The following is an 18,926-nucleotide window of genomic DNA, read 5'->3' as shown; positions in this document are numbered from 1 at the left end:
GATTTCGCATAGCTAGTGGGACTCTTTCTCGCGCAGCAGTTTGCGGTGGGTAATGATCTCGTCTTGCACGAAGTCTTTAAAGGCCGCGACCCGCTTGGAGGCGCGCAATTCTTCGGGGTAGGCAAGGAATACGGGCACATCCGCCGACTCGGTCTCTGGCAGAACTTGCACCAGATCGGGGAAGTCTTGCATGAGGTAGTCGGGCAGCACGCCGATCCCGAGGTTGTTGATCACCGCTTGCAATACGCCAAAGTAGTTGTTCACCGTCAGCATCGACCGCACGTCATGCATCATCAGCTGCTGGATCAGGTTCAGACCCGCATGCACCTGGTTGCTGTCGGTGTTCTGGCAGATCAGGCGGTGGTCCGACATATCCTCAAGCCGCTGGGGCGTGCCGTTCGCCGCAAGATAGGCGGGCGAGGCGTACATGCACATCTTGATCATCATCAGCTTCTTGCGCACCAGATCGGCTTGGGACGGCTCTTTCATGCGGATGGCGACATCGGCTTCGCGCATGGGCAGGTCCAGGACGCGTTCTTCGAGCATCAGGTCGACCTTGAGGTCGGGGTATTTCTCGTAGAGCTTCGGCAGACGCGGGGCCAGCCAGAGGGTGCCAAAGCCCGTGGTCGTGGTAACACGCAATTCGCCAAAGACTTCTTCCTCGCTGTCGCGGATGCGCGCAGCGGCGGTATCAAGCCGTTTGGACATGGCGACGGTGGCGTCGAACAGCAGCTCGCCTTGTTCGGTCAGGATCAGGCCGCGTGCGTGGCGGTGGAACAGGTTGGTATTCAGCTGCTCTTCCAGTCCGCGGATCTGGCGGCTGACGGCAGATTGCGACAAATTCAGCTTGTCGCCCGCATGGGTCAAGCTGCCCGCGTCCGCCACGGCGTGAAATATTCTGAGCTTGTCCCAATCCATGAGGACTACCTTTATAATGAGCGCATTGTTCGCAAGAATGGTCATCTTTGCGCGTTTTACAGTTTAAAAACAACCCTCCGACGCGGCGCATCGGTATATGTGCGGTTATCTTATCACGGATAGATCGGGCGAGGGTGCAAAAGATCAAGACCTGCGCTTTGGCGCTTTATGACCTAGGGTCAGACACAACGCTAGACAGGTCAGCGTTTGTGACCTAGTGTGATGCCATAGCTATTGATTGCACGTAGGGGAGGACGCGCTATGGGTACGCAAAAAATTTCACTAACTGACCGGTATGACCTCGAGAAATCGCCCGTATTGCTGAACGGCACGCAGGCGTTGGTGCGCCTGACGATGATGCAGGCGGCACGGGACAAGGCGGCAGGGTTGAACACAGCCGGGTACGTGACCGGATATCGTGGATCGCCACTGGGGGCCGTTGACCTTCAAATGGACCGCGCCGCCAAGACGCTGGCCGCACATAACGTCGTGTTCGAGCCGGGTCTGAACGAAGACCTTGCCGCCACAGCCCTATGGGGCAGCCAGCAAGCAGAGTTGCGCGGTGAGGGGAAGTACGACGGTGTCTTTGGCCTATGGTACGGTAAGGGCCCGGGTGTTGACCGCTCTGGCGATGTGATGCGTCACGCGAATATGGCGGGCTCGTCCGTGAACGGTGGTGTTCTGATGGCAATGGGGGATGACCACACGGGTGAATCCTCTACCGTGCTGCACCAGTCCGAATGGGCGATGGTGGATGCCTATATGCCCGTCGTCAGCCCCGCCGGTGTGCAAGAGATCCTTGATTACGGTATCTATGGCTGGGCGCTGAGCCGTTTCAGCGGGCTGTGGGTCGGGCTCAAGACGATGAAAGACACCGTAGAGGCGACATCGGTCGTGAATGGTGACCCGAACCGAATGAAGCTGGTCACCCCGCAGTTCGATATGCCCGACGGTGGGCTGAACATTCGTCTGCAAGACACGCCGCATCTGCAAGAAGCGCGGATGATCGACTATAAGCGTTTTGCAGCAGAGGCGTTTAGCCACGCCAACAAGATGGACAAGCGCATGTGGGGCAAGCGCGGGGCCAAGATCGGCATCGCGGCAGCCGGCAAGAACTGGCTGGATGTGATCCACGCCATGAGTTTGCTTAACATCGACGAGGACGAAGCCGAACGTCTGGGGATCACGCTCTATAAGATCGGGCAGACCTTCCCGCTGGACATGAAGGGGTTCCATTCCTGGGCCGAAGGGCTCGATCTGGTGATTGTCGTAGAAGAGAAGCGCAAGCTGATCGAGGTGCAGATCAAAGAGGCATTGTTCTCGGATACGCATCGCCGCGTCTATGGCTGGCACAAAGGCGGTGGTGCTGGGATGGAGCATGGCGAAGAGCTGTTCCCCACCCGTGGCGCGCTGGACCCGATATGGATTGCCGAAAAGCTGGGCGGTATCTTTATCGAGGAAGGCCGGACCACCGATGGCATCAAGGCGGGTATGGAAGCGCTGGATACCGCGCGACGTGCCGATAACGCCGAAGACATCGCAGCGCGTGTGCCCTACTTCTGTTCGGGCTGTCCGCATAACTCATCAACCAAGCTACCAGAAGGAAGCCGCGCCTACGCCGGGATCGGTTGCCACTATATGGTGCAATGGATGGACCGCGAAACGACGGGCTTTACCCATATGGGGGGGGAAGGGGCGAACTGGATCGGTGAATCCAAATTCTCGACACGCGACCATGTGTTCCAGAACCTCGGGGACGGGACATACAACCATTCCGGCAATCTGGCGATCCGTGCGGCCATCGCGGCCAAGACGAACATCACCTACAAGATCCTCTATAACGATGCCGTTGCCATGACCGGTGGCCAGCACAACGAAGGCGATCTGGACGCGCCGCGTATCGTCGCAGAGGTGAGGGCCATGGGCGTCAAGAATATCGCCGTGGTCTATGACGAGAAAGAAGACGTAGACGAAAAAGCCTTTGGCGACGTGCCGATGTACGAGCGTGCGGACCTACAGACCGTGCAAGAGAATTTCGCCAAACACAAAGGCGTCAGCGTTATCGTCTATATCCAGACCTGTGCCGCCGAGAAACGTCGCCGTCGCAAACGGGGGCTGTTCCCCGATCCCGACAAGCGCGTGTTCATCAATACCGATGTCTGCGAAGGCTGCGGGGATTGTGGTGTGCAGTCCAACTGCGTCTCGATCGTGCCCGAAGAAACAGAACTTGGGCGCAAACGGGCGATTGATCAATCCTCGTGCAACAAGGATTTCTCGTGCGTCAAAGGGTTTTGCCCGTCCTTCGTGACGCTGGAAGGGGCCAAGATCCGCAAGGACCCCACGACAGAGGTCAAGATCCCCGACCTGCCCATGCCGACCCTGCCTGCGATCAATGGCACGCACAACGTGGTGATCACCGGTGTCGGTGGGACCGGCGTTGTGACCATCGGTGCGGTGCTGGCGCAAGCCGCGCAGATTGACGGCAAGGGCGCTGGGATGATGGAGATGGCAGGCCTTGCCCAAAAGGGCGGAGCCGTGCATATCCATTGCCGTATTGCGAACCGTCCCGAAGATATCAGCGCCATTCGCGTGGCAACGGGTGAAGCGGATGCGTTGATCGGGGGCGATCTTGTTGTCTCTGCCGGGACCAAGACGCTTGGCCTGACGCGCGCTGGGCGGACGGGGGCGGTTGTGAACTCGCACCAAATCATCACGGGCGAGTTTACCCGCGATACTGAATTCCAGATGCCCTATGACCGGCTGTCACTCGCGCTTGAGGCGCGGTTGAAGGATGACGTGGCGCTGTTTGATGCCTCTGATCTGGCGAAGGCGACGCTGGGGGATTCGATCTATTCGAACATGATGATCTTCGGCGCGGCGTGGCAGCAGGGGTTGATCCCACTGTCGCTGGACAGCTTGCAACAGGCGATCACGTTGAACGGCGCGGCGGTGGAGCGGAACTTGCGTGCGTTTGAACTGGGCCGTTGGGCCGTGCTGCACCCCGAAGACGCCAAGCGCGTTATGACGCCCAATGTTGTCGCCCTGCCGAAAACGCTGGATGAGCGGATCGCCTTCCGCAAGGACCACCTGATCGCCTATCAGGGCAAGCGGCTGGCGAAGCGTTATGGCACCATGGTGGACAGCATTACCGACGCGCGCCTGAAAGAGGCCGTGGCCTTGGGCTATCATAAGCTCTTGTCCTATAAGGATGAATACGAGGTCGCGCGCCTGTTGAAATCCACCCGAGCCAAAGTGGCAGAGGCCTTTGAGGGGGATCCCAAGCTCACCTTCAACCTTGCGCCACCGATCCTGTCGAAAACCGGCGCGGATGGCCGTCCGATGAAACGGACCTTTGGCGCGTGGATGGAGGGGCCGTTCAACATGCTGGCGCGGATGAAGTTCCTGCGCGGCACGCCGTTCGATCCCTTTGGCCGCACCGAAGAACGCCGGATGGAGCGGTCCTTGATCACGCAATACGAGGCCGACATGAAGGATGTTCTGCCCAAGCTGACGGACGCAACCCACGACGCGATTGTCGCCTTGGCAGAGCTTCCCTTGCAGATCCGCGGTTTTGGTCCGGTGAAACAGGCGAATGAAGCTAAGGCCGCAAAGCGGCGCGAAGAGCTGCTGGCCGTGATCCGGTCGGGGGGCACGCAAACCTCTCGCGCGGCAGAATAGGCTGAATAGGCTGTCTGTCACGCGACTGTCATGATCCACTGCTAGAGGGCAAGGCAAAGCCCGTGAAAAGGAACCGACCTTGACCCTCTTGCAGCCCGATCTTCGGCCTCTGACAGCGCGTGACATCAGCTATGCCTATTCCGCCAAGTCGCGGCCCGCGCGTGCCTTCATCCGGCTGATGGAGAATAGCACAGGGCGGTTGGGGCTGATGAAACGGGCCACCGGCTATGAAGACGACATGGCGCGCGGGATCGGCTTCTTTGACGTGATGGTGCAGCGCTATGGGCTGACGCTTGACGTCGTGGGCGGCAGTCTGGCGAATATCCCCGAAACGGGGCCTGTCATCGCGCTGGCGAACCATCCTTACGGTATTCTGGACGGGTTGATGCTGGGGCATATGCTGTCGCGGCGGCGGGAGGGTTTCAAGATCATGGCCCATTCGGTTTTTAACCGCGCACCCGACCTGAACCGCCATCTGCTGCCAATCAGCTTTGACGAGGACAAGGCCGCGCTGGCGCTGAACCTGCGCACGCGCAAGACCGCGCTGGAGTATCTGGGGCAGGGTGGCGCGGTTGGTATCTTTCCGGGGGGCACCGTCAGCACCAGCGCACGGCCGTTTTCGCGCCCGATGGATCCGGGCTGGCGCAGCTTTACCGCCCGTATGATCGCGAAATCGGATGCCACCGTCGTGCCGATCTACTTTGACGGGCACACCAGCCGCTTGTTCCAGATTGCCAGCCACATGCACCACACCCTGCGCATGGGGCTGCTGATCAAGGAATTCCGCAAACGGGTCGACACGCCCGTGCGCGTGGTCATCGGCGAACCCATCGGCAGAAACGTGCTGGACCCCATGGCAAAAGACGCAAAAGCTATGATGGATTTCCTGCGCAAAGCGACGTATGAGTTGTCACCAGACCCGGCAAAATCCTTTGATCTGGGGTTTGAATTTGAAGATCGGCATCGTGCCGACAGGTGACGGCAAGGTGTTATGGCAGTTGGTATTTTCGATTCTGGGCTAGGCGGGCTGACCGTTTGGGATGCCGTGCAGGCGCAGCTACCGGATGTGGATTTCGTGTATTTGGCCGATAGCGCCCATGCGCCCTATGGTGTGCGCAACGCGGATGACATCTATAACCTGACCACGGCTGCCACCCAGCGTCTGTTTGATGCGGGCTGCGATCTGGTGATCTTGGCGTGCAACACTGCCTCTGCCGCGGCGCTACGCCGGATGCAGGAGGGGTGGATCCCATCGGACAAGCGTGTGTTGGGCGTCTTTGTGCCGCTGATCGAGGCGATGACAGAACGCCAATGGGGCGACAACTCCCCCCCGCGCGAGGTGGATCTCAAGCACGTGGCGCTGTTTGCGACGCCCGCAACGGTGGCAAGTCGTGCGTTCCAGCGTGAACTGGCCTTTCGGGCGATCGGCGTCGATGTCGAAGCGCAGGCCTGTGGGGGTGTCGTCGATGCGATCGAGGACGGTGATTTCATCCTCGCCGAAGCGCTGGTCCGCAGCCATGTGGACGCGCTGAAACGCAAGATGCCCGCGCCCGAAGCGGCCATTCTGGGCTGCACCCATTACCCGCTGATGCAGGAAACCTTTCAGGACGCGCTTGGCCCCGATGTCAAAGTGTTCAGCCAAGCCAATCTGGTCGCCCACAGTCTAGGCGACTATCTAAAGCGTCATCCCAATATGCTGGGCACGGGCGAGGCGGCTTTCCTGACCACGGGCGATCCCAAAAAGGTCAGCAGCCGTGCCACGCAATTCTTGCGACGACCGCTGACCTTTCAAGCGGCCTAACACGTATTTGCTAACACTTTCCGAACGGAACCCGACATGACCCATAATATCGCCATTCTTGGTGCCTCCGGCTATACCGGAGCCGAGCTGATCCGGCTGATCGCTGGCCATTCCTCTATGCAGATCAAAGCCTTGGGGGCAAACTCCAAGGCGGGGCAAACCATCGCAGAGGTGTTTCCACACCTGCGCCATCTAGACCTGCCCGCATTGGTCACGATTGAAGAGATAGATTTCTCGGAGATTGACCTGTGCTTTTGCGCCTTGCCCCATAAAACCAGCCAAGAGGTCATCGCGAACCTGCCTGAAGACCTGAAAATCGTCGATCTTTCTGCGGACTTTCGGCTGCGCGACCCCGAGGCCTACGCCAAGTGGTACGGCAACCCCCATGCCGCGTTGGAGCAACAGAAAGAGGCGGTCTATGGCCTCACCGAATTCTACCGCGAAGAGATCAAATCCGCGCGTCTTGTTGCCGGTACGGGCTGTAACGCCGCCACCGGCCAGTTCGCCCTGCGCCCCTTGATCGAAAAAGGCGTGATTGATCTGGACGACATCATCCTTGACCTGAAATGCGCCGTGTCCGGTGCGGGGCGGTCGTTGAAGGAAAACCTGCTGCATGCAGAGCTGTCCGAGGGGTATCATGCCTATTCCCTTGGCGGGACGCACCGCCATCTGGGCGAGTTTGATCAGGAATTTTCCGCTATCGCCGGCCGTCCGGTCAAGGTGCAGTTCACCCCGCATCTGGTGCCCGCAAACCGCGGAATTTTGGCGACCGTCTATGTCAAAGGCGACGCCGAGGTGATCCACAAAACACTTGCCGCGGCCTATGATGCCGAGCCGTTTATCGAGGTGCTGCCCATGGGGGAGGCCCCGAGCACGCGCCATATTCGCGGGTCGAACTTCTGCCATATCGGCGTGGTGGCAGACCGAATCGACGGCCGCGCCATTGTGGTGGCGGCGCTCGATAATTTGACCAAAGGCTCCAGCGGGCAGGCGTTGCAAAACGCCAACCTGATGTTAGGTATTGACGAGGTCGAGGGGCTGATGATGGCTCCGCTATTTCCCTGAGGGCGCATGAAAAGTCTTAAAAAGCAACGGCGTATCCAGATCATCGGTGTCGCGGTCGTGGCGCTTGTGCTGTCCACGGCGCTGATTGGATATGCCATGCGCGACGGGATCAACTTTTTCCGCGCGCCCAGTCAGGTGATCGCCGAACCCCCCGGCCCGACAGAGGTTTTCCGCATCGGTGGCCTGGTCGAAGAAGGCAGCCTTGTGCGCGGTGATGGCCTGACGATCCGCTTTTCCGTGACCGATGGAGGCGCGGTTGTGCCTGTGACCTACAGCGGTGTATTGCCCGATCTGTTCGAGGAAAATCAAGGCATGGTCGGGACAGGGCGTTACATCAACGGCACCTTCGAAGCGACTGAAATCCTTGCCAAACATGACGAGACCTACATGCCGAAAGAGGTCGTCGACGCCCTGAAAGAGCAAGGCGTTTATGTTGCCCCCGAGGGGTGATGCGTACGGGCCTGCCGGGTTTCGTTAACATCTGAAACGTCATTCTTGCAGCAGTACAACCTGCAAGAAGGGCCAATTTGATGCAAACTGTTGAGGAAATTGCAAAGTCCATCGTCGCGCGTGAGGGGGGCTTTGTGAATGACCCCGATGATCCGGGCGGGGCAACGAACCACGGCGTCACCATCCACACACTGCGTCGGCTGGGGCTGGATGTGAACCGTGACGGCGCCGTAAATCTCGCCGATGTTCAAGAGCTTACACAAGCTCAAGCGACCGAGATATTCATCACCCATTACTTCCACAAACCCAAGATCGCACAGCTGCCCCGTCCGCTCCAGCCGTCCGTTTTTGATATGTACGTCAATGCGGGGGCGAATGCGGTGAAGATTCTTCAGCGATTGTTAAGAGATATGGGGTTTGATGTGGCCGTGGACGGGGTGCTTGGGCCGCAAACGCTTGGCGCGACGGGGTGCGCTTACGCCGCTGCACCTGCGCAGATGGTGGACGCCTACGCCGTGGCGCGGCGCAACTATTACTTTGGGCTCGCGGATCAGCGCCCCGCAAGTCGCAAATACGCCCGCACAAGGGCCGGAAAGAAAGGAGGATGGATCAAACGGGCAGAGGAATTCATGTCGCCGCGATATCATCTGAGCATCCGTGACTTTAACGAAAGGGTCGCGGCATGGGGATGATTGATACCGCGCTTGCACTGGTCTTTGGTGACGGCCGCAATGTGGTGCGCGACACGGTCGAGGTATTTCGCGCCAATGCGGAGAAGACGGCCGGCCGTGATGCGACCGCGCGGGAACAGGCTATGGTGCAATTTGGGGCGGAATTCGCTATGCCCCGCAAGGGACGGTTTGACCGTTTCATGGACGGGTTGAACCGGCTTCCGCGTCCAGCGCTGGCGCTTGGGACCTTGGGCTTGTTCATCGCGGCGATGGTTGACCCGGTCTGGTTTGCCAGCCGGATGCAGGGCGTGTCGCTGGTGCCAGAGCCGTTATGGTGGCTTCTGGGGGTTGTCGTGTCCTTCTACTTTGGCGCGCGGCATCAGGTGAAAACCCTGGAGTTCCAACGCTCTATCGCGCGGACCATTGCGCGGACCCCAACGGTGATGCGGCATATCGAAGAGCTGGAAACGCTACGTGTTGATGGTGTTGAAGAAGGGGCCCTGCGGGATCTGGAAGGCGCATCTGAGGCCGCGCGCGACAGATCGGACAACGCAGCGCTTGCGGACTGGCGCAGGGCTGCGGGCTATGGGGGACCCTGCGACGCTTTGCTGCGCACAGTCGTGTGATTTCGCGGTGAATCGGCATGGTATGGGGCGGTGCTCCGCTCTATGATCGGGGTATGATTACAGAGCTCGGACATTTCGCCCTTATCCTCGCCTTCGGCGTTGCCATCGTTCAGACGGTCGTGCCCCTGATCGGTGCCCATAAACGCTGGCCCGGTTGGATGGCGGTGGCAGAGCCCGCTGCCGGTGCGCAATTCGCTCTGACACTGCTGGCGTTTGGCGCGTTGATGTGGGCCTTTGTCACATCTGATTTCTCGCTGCGTTTGGTGGTGTTGAACAGCCACTCTATGAAGCCGCTTTTGTATAAAATCAGCGGGACTTGGGGCAATCACGAAGGCTCAATGCTGCTGTGGGTGCTGATTGTCTCGCTATTCGGGGCGATGGCCGCGTGGTTCGGGGGCAATCTGCCGCCGACGTTGCGGGCGCGAGTGCTTTCTGTGCAAGCCGCCATCGGTGTGGCGTTTTTTGCCTTCATCCTGTTCACATCCAACCCGTTCTTGCGGCTGGCGACGCCACCGTTTGACGGGCAGGATCTGAACCCGCTTCTGCAGGATCCCGGGCTCGCCTTCCACCCGCCGTTTTTGTATCTGGGTTATGTGGGCCTCTCGATGACCTTTAGCTTTGCCGTCGCCGCCTTGATCGAAGGGCGGATCGATGCCGCTTGGGGCCGGTGGGTGCGCCCTTGGACTTTGGCGGCGTGGGTGTTTTTGACGATCGGCATCGCGCTTGGGTCCTGGTGGGCCTATTACGAGCTTGGCTGGGGCGGGTTCTGGTTCTGGGATCCCGTTGAAAACGCAAGCTTTATGCCCTGGCTTCTTGCGGCGGCGTTGCTTCATTCCGCCATCGTTGTCGAAAAACGCGAAAGCCTGAAAAGCTGGACGATCCTGCTTGCGATCCTGGCTTTTGGCTTCTCGCTGATCGGGACGTTTATCGTCAGGTCTGGGTTGCTGACCTCGGTCCACGCCTTTGCGAATGACCCCGAGCGCGGCGTGTTTATTCTGATGATCATGGCGTTTTTCATGGGCGGTGCGCTGGTTCTGTTCGCGGCGCGCGCGAGCGCGTTAGAGGCGAAAGGCGTGTTCAGCATGGTCAGCCGGGAGTCGGCTTTGCTGGTAAACAACGTCTTGCTCGCCGTAGCCTGTTTCGTCGTGTTCATCGGCACGATGTGGCCGCTGCTGGCCGAAATGTTCTTCGACAGAAAATTGAGTGTTGGCCCCCCGTTTTTTAACGCCGCCTTTACACCTTTCATGGTTATGCTGGGGCTGATCCTACCGATCGGGTCGGCGATGCCTTGGAAGCGTGCGGTGATTTCGCGGGCGCTAAAGCCGCTACGCTACGCCTTTGTATTGGCGATTGCGATTGGAGGGCTGGCCTACGCGATGCAGTCGGGGCGTAGCCTGTTGGGTCCGCTCGGGTTGTTCTTGGGCGCGTGGATCGTGATGGGCACCGTTGTCGACCTGTGGGGGCGCACAGGACGTGGTGCCAACCGGCTGCGCCGGCTTGGGCGATTGCCGCGCGCGGACTGGGGTAAGATGGTGGCCCACGCCGGTCTTGGGGTTACCATGGCAGGGGTGGCTGGCCTGACGGCGTGGTCGATTGATGACATCCGCGCCGTTCCGCTGGGGGAATCCTACGATGTGGGGCGCTATAGCGTGCAGTTGGACGATGTCACCCAGGGCCAAGGCCCTAACTATACGGCGACGACCGGCAGCGTGACATTGTTCCACGACGGGGAAGAGATTGCGCAGTTGCGACCGGAGAAACGCTTCTATCCCGTGGCGCAGATGCCCACGACCGAAGCGGCGATCGACTATAACCTGCTGCGCGATGTTTATGTCGTGATCGGGGATGAACAGGCAAATGGCGGATGGGTGGTGCGCACCTATGTCAAACCGCTGACCAACTGGATATGGATCGGCTGCGCGCTGATGGCCCTTGGCGGCGTGTTGAGCCTTTCGGACCGACGCTACCGCGTTGCGGCAGGGGCGGCGAAATCAAAGCCGGTGCCTGCGGAATGAGAGCGCTGATACTCGCCCTGATGTTGTTCGCGGCACCTGTGCTATCGGTTGCGCCGACCTGGGCCGTGCAGCCGGACGAGGTGCTCTCGGATCCGGCGCTTGAACAACGCGCGCGGAGCTTGTCGAAAGGGTTGCGTTGCCTTGTGTGCCGCAATGAGAGCATCGACGAAAGCAACGCTAGCCTTGCGCGCGACCTGCGTATCCTGCTGCGCGAACGTCTGGTGGCCGGTGATAGCGACGAAGAGGCGGTCGCTTATATCGTCGACCGCTATGGTGAATATGTCCTGCTCAACCCGCCTGCGCAGGGATCAACCTGGGTGTTGTGGGCGGCAGGGCCGCTGATGCTGTTGATCGCCGCGGGGGTGGGGCTTGGCTACCTGCGCGGTCGTGCGAAGGCTCCGTCTGCCGAACAAGCCCCGCTCAGCGCGCAAGAACAGGCGCGGCTGGATGACATTCTGAAGCGATAACGCGGGGTTTTGCTGGCGGCTGCGTGTCGTATGGGTAAGGTGCGGGGGAATTCTAGAGGAGGAACCCGCGCCGTGGACTATCAAACCCTGACCTATGAACTGACCGACGGGCTGGCCGTGGTCACCATGAACCGCCCCGACAAGATGAACGCGCTGACCACGCAAATGCGGGCAGAGATCGAGCACGCGTTTACCCAAGCGGGCAAAGACGCGCGCTGTGTGGTCATCACCGGAGCCGGTCGTGCGTTTTGCACCGGTCAGGATCTTAGCGACAGCAGCAGCAAAGGGACGCTGGACCTGGAACGCACCCTTCGCGAAGAATACGGCCCCATGCTGCGGGCGATCACCAACTGCCCTGTGCCAACGATCGCCGCGGTCAATGGTCCTGCGGCGGGGGCAGGGGCGAACCTTGCACTGGCGACGGATGTGGTCTTTGCGACGGAATCTTCTTATTTCCTGCAAGCGTTTACGCGCATTGGTCTGATGCCTGATGCGGGCGGCACCTATACGTTGCCCCGTCAGATGGGCACGGCCAAGGCTATGGGCGCGGCCTTGTTCGCGGATAAAATCTCTGCCTGTCAGGCGGATGACTGGGGGATGATCTGGGAGGCCGTGGCCGATGCCGAGTTTGACGCCCATTGGCGTGCCAAGGCGGCGCATCTGGCCCAAGGTCCGACCGCAGCCTATGCCGCTGCCAAGAACGCTATTCGCGCCAGCTGGGACAACACGCTGGAGGATCAGCTGTCGCTAGAGGCGCAGGAACAAGGGAAATGCGGGCAATCGCGTGATTTCAAAGAGGGCGTGATGGCCTTTATGGAAAAACGCCCCGCGAGCTTCGAGGGCCGCTAATCCCGCTAGACCGAGCGTTCGACCAGCAACACATCATCGGCGTTGAGGGTCGGACGCGAGGCGCTGGCAACCACGGCCACCGCTATCCCGTCGGCTAGCACCGTGTGCACGCTGCCTGACACCTGTTTGACCGTGATCCGCGGCGGCGTCTGGCCTTTGTCATAGACAACCGCGATCTGGTCACATTTCTGTTCGATATCATGCACAAAGGATCCCTGCGGCGCGGGGTGATGCCGTGCGGTCTTGCAGCTTAGACTGGTTGCGTTATCCCATTGCAGGCGAGGCCGAGGGTCGTTCATCCGGTCATCCTTTCCGCAGGGGCCAGCGGGCGTATTGGGGTCTGCTGTGCATCGCACAGGGTGAACCTGCGCTGAATTGACGATGAATCTGGGATGATCGGGGCGGTTGGTCAATCAATTTTGGCCATTATGCGCAGCTTGGAAACAACAACACAAAACTGCCATATTTCGGACCCTATGGTTTCGAAATGGGGAAAAGTGAGTTGAAACAGTGGGCTGGAAAGAGGCGCTTTGATCACGGGGTGCTTTCTGGCGGGGGCCCAGGTGATTCTCTTTGTCCTGCGTTTCAGGCAGCAGCAGCCCACCCCGAAATGCAAAACGCCCCGCCGTGAGGGCGGGGCGTTTCGACTAATGTACTGAAATTCAGCGCTTTTCGATATCCACATAGTCGCGTGGTGTTTCGCCAAGATACAGCTGACGGGGACGCCCGATTTTCAGCTGAGGATCGCTGATCTGCTCTTTCCACTGCGAGATCCAGCCAACAGTCCGTGCCAGCGCAAAGATCGGCGTAAACATCGATGTGGGGAACCCCATCGCTTCAAGGATGATGCCCGAGTAGAAATCGACGTTCGGGAACAGCTTCTTCTCTGCGAAATACGGATCTTCCAGCGCTTGTTTTTCAAGCTCTTTCGCGACCTGCAGGATCGGGTTGTTTTCGACACCCAGCAGTTCAAGCACTTCGTCCGCGCTTTCTTTCATCACGGTCGCGCGTGGGTCGTGGTTCTTGTAAACGCGGTGACCAAAGCCCATCAGGCGGAACGGGTCGTTCTTGTCCTTGGCACGGGCGATGAATTCAGGGATGCGGTCCGGTGTGCCGATCTCTTTCAGCATTTCCAGACAGGCCTGGTTCGCCCCACCATGCGCCGGACCCCAAAGGCAGGCGATGCCGGCAGCGATACAGGCAAAGGGGTTCGCCCCCGAAGAGGACGCCAGACGCACGGTCGAAGTCGATGCGTTCTGTTCGTGGTCCGCATGCAGGGTAAAGATACGGTCCATCGCGCGCGACAGGATCGGGTCGACGACATAATCCTCGGCTGGAACGGCAAAGCACATGCGCAGGAAGTTACCGGCATAGTCTACGTCGTTGCGCGGATAGATGAACGGTTGACCGATGGTGTATTTATAGGCCATCGCGGCAATCGTCGGCATCTTGGCGATCAGACGGATCGTTGCCACTTCGCGTTGGTGCGCGTCGTTGATGTCGGTGCTGTCGTGGTAGAAGGCAGACATCGCGCCCACAACGCCGACCATGATCGCCATCGGGTGTGCATCACGGCGGAAACCACGGAAGAAGTTGATCATCTGCTCGTGGATCATGGTGTGGTTGGTCACCAGATTTTCGAACTCTTCCAGCTGCGCGGCAGAGGGCAGTTCGCCATACAGCAGCAGGTAGCACACTTCGAGGTAGTGAGATTCGCTGGCCAGTTGGTCGATCGGATACCCACGGTGCAGCAACACGCCTTCGTCACCGTCAATGAAGGTGATCGTGCTGTCACAGGCCGCTGTCGAGGTGAAGCCAGGGTCATATGTGAACACATTCGCCTGCGCGAACAGCTTGCGGATGTCCATGACATCCGGGCCCGCCGACGGGGAATAGATCGGCAGTTCAAAGCTGTTCCCGTCGATGGTCAACGTTGCGGATTTTGTACTTTCGGCCATGAAGTCCCTTCCTATCGTTTATCGACGCGCGTCATGCCGCCGACTGGGGAGATACCGAAACGGTCCGCCCCTCAGTTATTGTTGTGCACATCAGGAATATGCTTTTGCATATTTTAGATAGCTGCATCGTTTAAGCGGGCAAGGCTTTCGTCGCGCCCAAGTACCAGCATCATATCGAAAACTGATGGGGTTGCTGCCCGCCCGGCGAGTGCTGCGCGCAGCGGCCCCGCCAGTTTGCCGAATTTGGTGTCCCGAGCGGCGGCAAAGCCGTTCAGCGCCTCCTCCAGCGTTTCTCTGTCCCAAGTAACATTCTGCAACTGCGGCGTCAATTCAGTCAGCATACCACGGGATACATTGTCCAAATGCTTGTCTGCCTTCTCGTCCGGTTGGATGGGGCGTTCAGCGAGGATAAATTCAGCTTTTTCAAGAAGATCAGGGAATTTCTTCGCGCGATCCTTTAAGCAATACATCGCCCGCTCCAACCCGTCCGCTTGCGCTTTCGTAAGCGCGGGCAGACCAGCAGCGGTCAAATAGCCCTCGATCTCGTGCCGCAATGCAGCATCATCCGCCGCGGCGATGTGCTGCCCGCAGATGTTTTCCAGCTTCTTGAGGTCGAATTGCGCGGGGCTTTTGCGGATACCGTCCAGATCGAACCATTCTTGCGCTTGGGCGTCGGTGAAGAATTCGTCGTCCCCATGGCTCCACCCCAGACGGGCGAGGTAGTTGCGCATACCGGCCGCGGGAAAGCCCATAGCCTGATACTCTTGCGCGCCCAAAGCGCCGTGACGTTTCGACAGTTTTTTGCCATCCGCGCCGTGGATCAGCGGGATATGCGCCCAGACCGGTACGTCCCAGCCCATGGCGTTGTAGATCATCATCTGGCGCGCGGCGTTGTTGAGGTGATCATCCCCGCGGATCACATGGGTCACGCCCATGTCATGGTCATCAACAACAACGGCCAGCATATAGACGGGCGTACCATCGGAACGTAACAGCACCATGTCATCGAGCTGGTCGTTCCCGATCACCACGTCGCCCTGCACCGCGTCGTGGATGACGGTTTCGCCCGTCAACGGGGCCTTGATCCGTACGACATAGGGGGCGTCGGGGTGCGTTTCGGGCGCGGCGTCACGCCAAGGCGATTGGTACAGGGTGCTGCGCCCCTCGGCTTTGGCCTGATCCCGGAACGCGGCGATTTCTTCTTGCGAGGCGAAGCACTTATAGGCCTTTCCTTCGGCAAGAAGCTGCAGCGCCACCTCGGCGTGGCGGGGCGCGTTTTCGAACTGGCTGACCACGTCACCGTCGTGATCCAGTCCCAGCCACGCCATGCCCTGCAGAATCGCTTCGGTTGCCTCGGGGGTGTGGCGCTGGCGGTCGGTGTCTTCGATACGCAGCAGGAATTTACCGCCCCGGCCGCGTGCATAAAGCCAGCTGAACAGCGCCGTCCGCGCGCCGCCGATGTGCAGATAACCGGTAGGAGACGGGGCGAAACGGGTAACGACAGGCGTTGTCATGGGCGGAGGGTCCTTTGCAGCAGAAGTTCACGGAAAACGCCCGTTCGGGGTGCCGTTTATCATTTGCTAACTCCTTTGGAGATAGCGTCCCCGACTATCTACCCAGTGCAGAGAACGGGGGCAAGTATGGGGCTGTTGTCCTATATGGCGCAGAGCATGCGCGCACAGCGGGGGCATCTGATCGGATGGGTGCCGGTCTGTCTGGCCATGGGGGTCGGCAGCTATTTTGCGCTGCGGGCTGAGCCTTCGCTGGCTGTTCTGCTTTGGGTCGCGGGCGGGGCGGCGCTGCTGGGGGCTGCGGCCTTTCTGGCGGGCGAGGTCGCGGGGCCTGTTCTGTTGGGCACGGCCTTGGTGTTGGTCGGTTTTGATTTGGCGGCGTGGCGGGCTGATGCCGTCGGCGGGCCGGTGCTGGGGTGGCGCTATTACGGCCCAATCGCGGGGCGCGTCGTGGCGGTGGATCGCAGCCAGTCCGATGCCCTGCGGTTGACGTTGGATCAAGTGGTGCTGGAACGGGTCTCTGCGGCTCGGACGCCCCTGCATGTGCGCGTGTCCTTGCATGGCGACAGGCGCTTTGACGCTGATATCACGCCGGGGCTCGGGGTGATGACCACGGGGCATCTGTCGCCGCCAAGCGGTCCGGTCGAGCCTGAGGGCTTTGATTTCCAACGGCATGCATGGTTCGTGCGCTTGGGCGCTGTGGGGTATAGTCGCACGCCCTTGTTGGCGGCCACGCCGGCCGAGGCGGGGCATAGCGGGCTGGCGGTATTTCGGGCGCGTATGGCGGCCTCGACCCACATTCAGCGGATCTTGTCGGGTGATATCGGCGGGTTTGCCACCGCGATCACCACTGGCGACCGCAGCGCCATCAGCCAAGACGCACTGCACGATCTGCGTGCCAGCAACCTTGCGCATCTGCTGGCGATCTCGGGCTTGCACATGGGATTGCTGAGCGCGGTGGTCTTCGGCGCGTTGCGGTTCGTGCTGACGTTGGTGCCGTGGATTGCGCTGCGCTGGCCCACGCGCAGCATCGCAGCCGCGGGGGCGCTGGTGGCGGCCAGCGGCTATCTGCTGTTGTCGGGGGGCAATGTCGCAACCGAACGCGCGTTCATCATGGTCGCCGTAGCCCTTGGCGCACTGATCATCGGGCGACGAGCGCTGACCCTGCGGGCCGTGGCGATTGCAGCGACGATCGTATTGGTCCTTCGGCCAGAGGCATTGACGGGGCCGGGGTTCCAGATGTCCTTTGCCGCCACCACGGGGTTGGTTGCGATCTTTGGCTGGTTGCGCAACGCCGAGGTCTCGCTTGGGCCGAAGTGGCTGGCACCGGCTGTGGCGACGGTGATTTCCTCGGCTGTGGCGGGGGGCTTTACTGCGCCCATCGGGGCGGCCCATTTCAATACGATCGCGCAGTATGGCTTGGTCGCGAACCTGCTGTCGGTCCCGCTGATGGGGGGCTTGGTGATGCCGGCTGCGGTGGCGGCCTTGGTCATGGCACCGCTGGGGCTAGAGTGGATCCCCCTGCAGGTTATGGGCGCAGGGTTGCGCTGGATCTTGCTGGTCGCGCAAGGCGTTGCGGGGATCGACGGGGCGCAGGGGCATGTGGCCGCCCCTGGCCCCTGGGTGCTGCCGCTGCTGGCGCTCGGGTTTTTGTGGCTGTTGCTGTGGCAGGGCTGGTTGCGGTTTGCCGGACTGGGGGCTGTGATTGCGGCGGGGGTATTGTGGCACGGTGCAGAGCGTCCGATGGTGCTGATCTCGGACACCGGCAGTCTGGTGGGGGTGATGACCCCCACGGGCCGTGCGCTGAGCAAGGCAAAAGGCGCAGGCTTTGTCGCGCTCAACTGGCTGGAGAATGACGGCGACGGGGCCGATCAGGCCCAGGCTGCAGCACGTTGGCCGATAAGGCCAAAGATCGGGGGACGGGAGGTAATCCACCTGTCCGGCAAGCGCGCGCGGGCGGCGTTCGGGGCGTGCCGCGCGGATCAGATCATCGTGCTGTCAGTTGTGCCTGAACCGCCGCTGACAGGCGGCTGCGAGGTGTTTGACCCCGACCGGTTGCGTTCCACGGGAGCGGTTGTTCTCAAACTCGACAACGCGCGGGTCACGATGCAAACGGCCCGCCAAAAGGCGGGCACGCGGTTGTGGACAGCATGGCCCAAGGATAGGCCCGCCGCGGTAGCAAGCGTCAGTAGGTGCGGATCAACCCGACCAGACGCCCCTGCACCTTGACCTTATCCGACGGCAGAACCCGCGTTTCATAGGCGGGGTTAGCAGCTTCCAGCGCGACAGAGCTGCCGTGACGGCGGAATTTCTTGAGCGTCGCCTCGTTGTCTTCGACCAGCGCAACCACGATATCCCCATCATCCGCGACAGAGGTTTCGCGGATAATCACCACGTCGCCATCATTGATCCCTGCGTCGATCATGGAATCACCCTGCACCTCCAAAGCGTAGTGTTCGCCGCTGCCGCTGATCATCCCGCCGGGGACGGCGACAGATTGGGTCATGGTGCTGATCGCCTCGATCGGGACACCGGCGGCGATACGTCCCATCATCGGCACATCAAAGGACGACGCGCTGACCGGCTGCGCGGCAGAGGGGGGGGGGCCATCGGGGCGGTCGCCGTCAATCACGCGCGGGGTAAAACCCGCACCGGACAGGCTGCCCAAGCTATCGGGCAGTTTCACCACCTCTATCGCGCGGGCGCGATGCGCTAGGCGGCGGATGAAGCCGCGTTCCTCAAGCGCCGTGATCAGACGGTGGATGCCGGATTTGGACCGCAGATCGAGCGCTTCTTTCATCTCGTCAAAGCTGGGCGGCACGCCGTCGCGCTGCACACGTTTGTGAATAAAGGCCAGCAGATCGAGTTGTTTCTTGGTCAGCATCCGGACATTCCCCGTTTCTATTTGGGGTTTGTT

General features: G+C 60.5%; 16 protein-coding genes. 11 read left to right on the top strand and 5 right to left on the bottom strand.

Going from position 1 to position 18,926, the window contains the following annotated elements; translation table 11 throughout:
• Positions 1-12: 12 nt before the first annotated feature.
• Positions 13-918 carry a LysR family transcriptional regulator gene (locus GLP43_RS11595; RefSeq protein ID WP_009824823.1) on the bottom strand — a complete coding sequence of 302 codons (906 nt, stop codon included), beginning with the start codon at positions 916-918 and terminating at the stop codon, positions 13-15.
• Between the two features lie 261 nt (positions 919-1,179).
• Between GLP43_RS11595 and GLP43_RS11590 the strand changes: the two genes are divergently transcribed.
• The 10 genes from GLP43_RS11590 (at position 1,180) to GLP43_RS11545 (ending at position 12,540) form a co-directional block, all read left to right on the top strand.
• Positions 1,180-4,596 carry an indolepyruvate ferredoxin oxidoreductase family protein gene (locus GLP43_RS11590; protein ID WP_237279429.1) on the top strand — a complete coding sequence of 1,139 codons (3,417 nt, stop codon included), beginning with the start codon at positions 1,180-1,182 and terminating at the stop codon, positions 4,594-4,596.
• 79 nt (positions 4,597-4,675) lie between these two features.
• Positions 4,676-5,575 (top strand): lysophospholipid acyltransferase family protein, encoded by a 900-nt coding sequence (locus GLP43_RS11585; RefSeq protein ID WP_237279428.1) that lies wholly within the window; start codon positions 4,676-4,678, stop codon positions 5,573-5,575.
• Between the two features lie 12 nt (positions 5,576-5,587).
• On the top strand, positions 5,588-6,397 hold the full coding sequence (locus GLP43_RS11580) for a glutamate racemase (protein ID WP_237279427.1): 810 nt from the start codon (positions 5,588-5,590) through the stop codon (positions 6,395-6,397).
• A gap of 36 nt (positions 6,398-6,433) precedes the next feature.
• Entirely contained in the window at positions 6,434-7,462 is a 1,029-nt protein-coding gene (gene argC, locus GLP43_RS11575) for an N-acetyl-gamma-glutamyl-phosphate reductase (protein WP_237279426.1), read from the top strand.
• A gap of 6 nt (positions 7,463-7,468) precedes the next feature.
• Positions 7,469-7,912, top strand: coding sequence for a cytochrome c maturation protein CcmE (gene ccmE, locus GLP43_RS11570; RefSeq protein ID WP_237279425.1), 444 nt, complete (start codon positions 7,469-7,471; stop codon positions 7,910-7,912).
• 80 nt (positions 7,913-7,992) lie between these two features.
• Complete coding sequence (locus GLP43_RS11565) at positions 7,993-8,604, top strand: holin-associated N-acetylmuramidase (RefSeq protein WP_237279424.1); 612 nt, start codon at positions 7,993-7,995, stop codon at positions 8,602-8,604.
• The gene (locus GLP43_RS11560) at positions 8,595-9,209 is read left to right on the top strand and encodes a holin family protein (protein WP_237279423.1); all 615 of its coding nucleotides are present in this window, start codon (positions 8,595-8,597) and stop codon (positions 9,207-9,209) included. Before GLP43_RS11565 ends, GLP43_RS11560 begins: the two co-directional genes overlap by 10 nt.
• A 53-nt stretch (positions 9,210-9,262) precedes the next feature.
• Positions 9,263-11,224: a heme lyase CcmF/NrfE family subunit gene (locus tag GLP43_RS11555; protein WP_237279422.1), complete on the top strand. Its 1,962-nt coding sequence runs from the start codon at positions 9,263-9,265 to the stop codon at positions 11,222-11,224.
• Positions 11,221-11,691 carry a cytochrome c-type biogenesis protein gene (locus GLP43_RS11550; RefSeq protein WP_237279421.1) on the top strand — a complete coding sequence of 157 codons (471 nt, stop codon included), beginning with the start codon at positions 11,221-11,223 and terminating at the stop codon, positions 11,689-11,691. Before GLP43_RS11555 ends, GLP43_RS11550 begins: the two co-directional genes overlap by 4 nt.
• Positions 11,692-11,763: 72 nt before the next feature.
• Positions 11,764-12,540 carry an enoyl-CoA hydratase-related protein gene (locus GLP43_RS11545; RefSeq protein ID WP_237279420.1) on the top strand — a complete coding sequence of 259 codons (777 nt, stop codon included), beginning with the start codon at positions 11,764-11,766 and terminating at the stop codon, positions 12,538-12,540.
• Positions 12,541-12,545: 5 nt separating this feature from the next.
• Here the strand turns inward: GLP43_RS11545 and GLP43_RS11540 are convergent, their stop codons facing one another.
• The 3 genes from GLP43_RS11540 to gltX all read right to left on the bottom strand — a co-directional run bounded on the left by GLP43_RS11540 (position 12,546) and on the right by gltX (position 16,012).
• On the bottom strand, positions 12,546-12,839 hold the full coding sequence (locus GLP43_RS11540; RefSeq protein ID WP_237279419.1) for a hypothetical protein: 294 nt from the start codon (positions 12,837-12,839) through the stop codon (positions 12,546-12,548).
• A gap of 363 nt (positions 12,840-13,202) precedes the next feature.
• A complete protein-coding gene (locus GLP43_RS11535) occupies positions 13,203-14,498 on the bottom strand; it encodes a citrate synthase (protein WP_237279418.1) in 1,296 nt (431 codons plus the stop codon).
• Between the two features lie 113 nt (positions 14,499-14,611).
• Complete coding sequence (gltX, locus tag GLP43_RS11530) at positions 14,612-16,012, bottom strand: glutamate--tRNA ligase (protein ID WP_237279417.1); 1,401 nt, start codon at positions 16,010-16,012, stop codon at positions 14,612-14,614.
• Between the two features lie 126 nt (positions 16,013-16,138).
• On the opposite strand from gltX, the gene GLP43_RS11525 reads away from it, so the two are divergent.
• Positions 16,139-18,238 (top strand): ComEC/Rec2 family competence protein, encoded by a 2,100-nt coding sequence (locus GLP43_RS11525; protein WP_237279416.1) that lies wholly within the window; start codon positions 16,139-16,141, stop codon positions 18,236-18,238.
• Here the strand turns inward: GLP43_RS11525 and lexA are convergent.
• Positions 18,195-18,893 (bottom strand): transcriptional repressor LexA, encoded by a 699-nt coding sequence (gene lexA, locus GLP43_RS11520; protein ID WP_237279415.1) that lies wholly within the window; start codon positions 18,891-18,893, stop codon positions 18,195-18,197. The two genes, GLP43_RS11525 and lexA, sit on opposite strands and share 44 nt — an antisense overlap.
• Between the last annotated feature and the right edge of the window lie 33 nt (positions 18,894-18,926).

It is taken from the genome of Sulfitobacter sp. M39 (genome assembly GCF_021735935.1).
Taxonomy (GTDB): Bacteria; Pseudomonadota; Alphaproteobacteria; order Rhodobacterales; family Rhodobacteraceae; genus Sulfitobacter.
The sequence above is the reverse complement of the archived record's forward strand: the minus strand, read 5'-3'. Positions and strand labels throughout refer to the sequence as shown.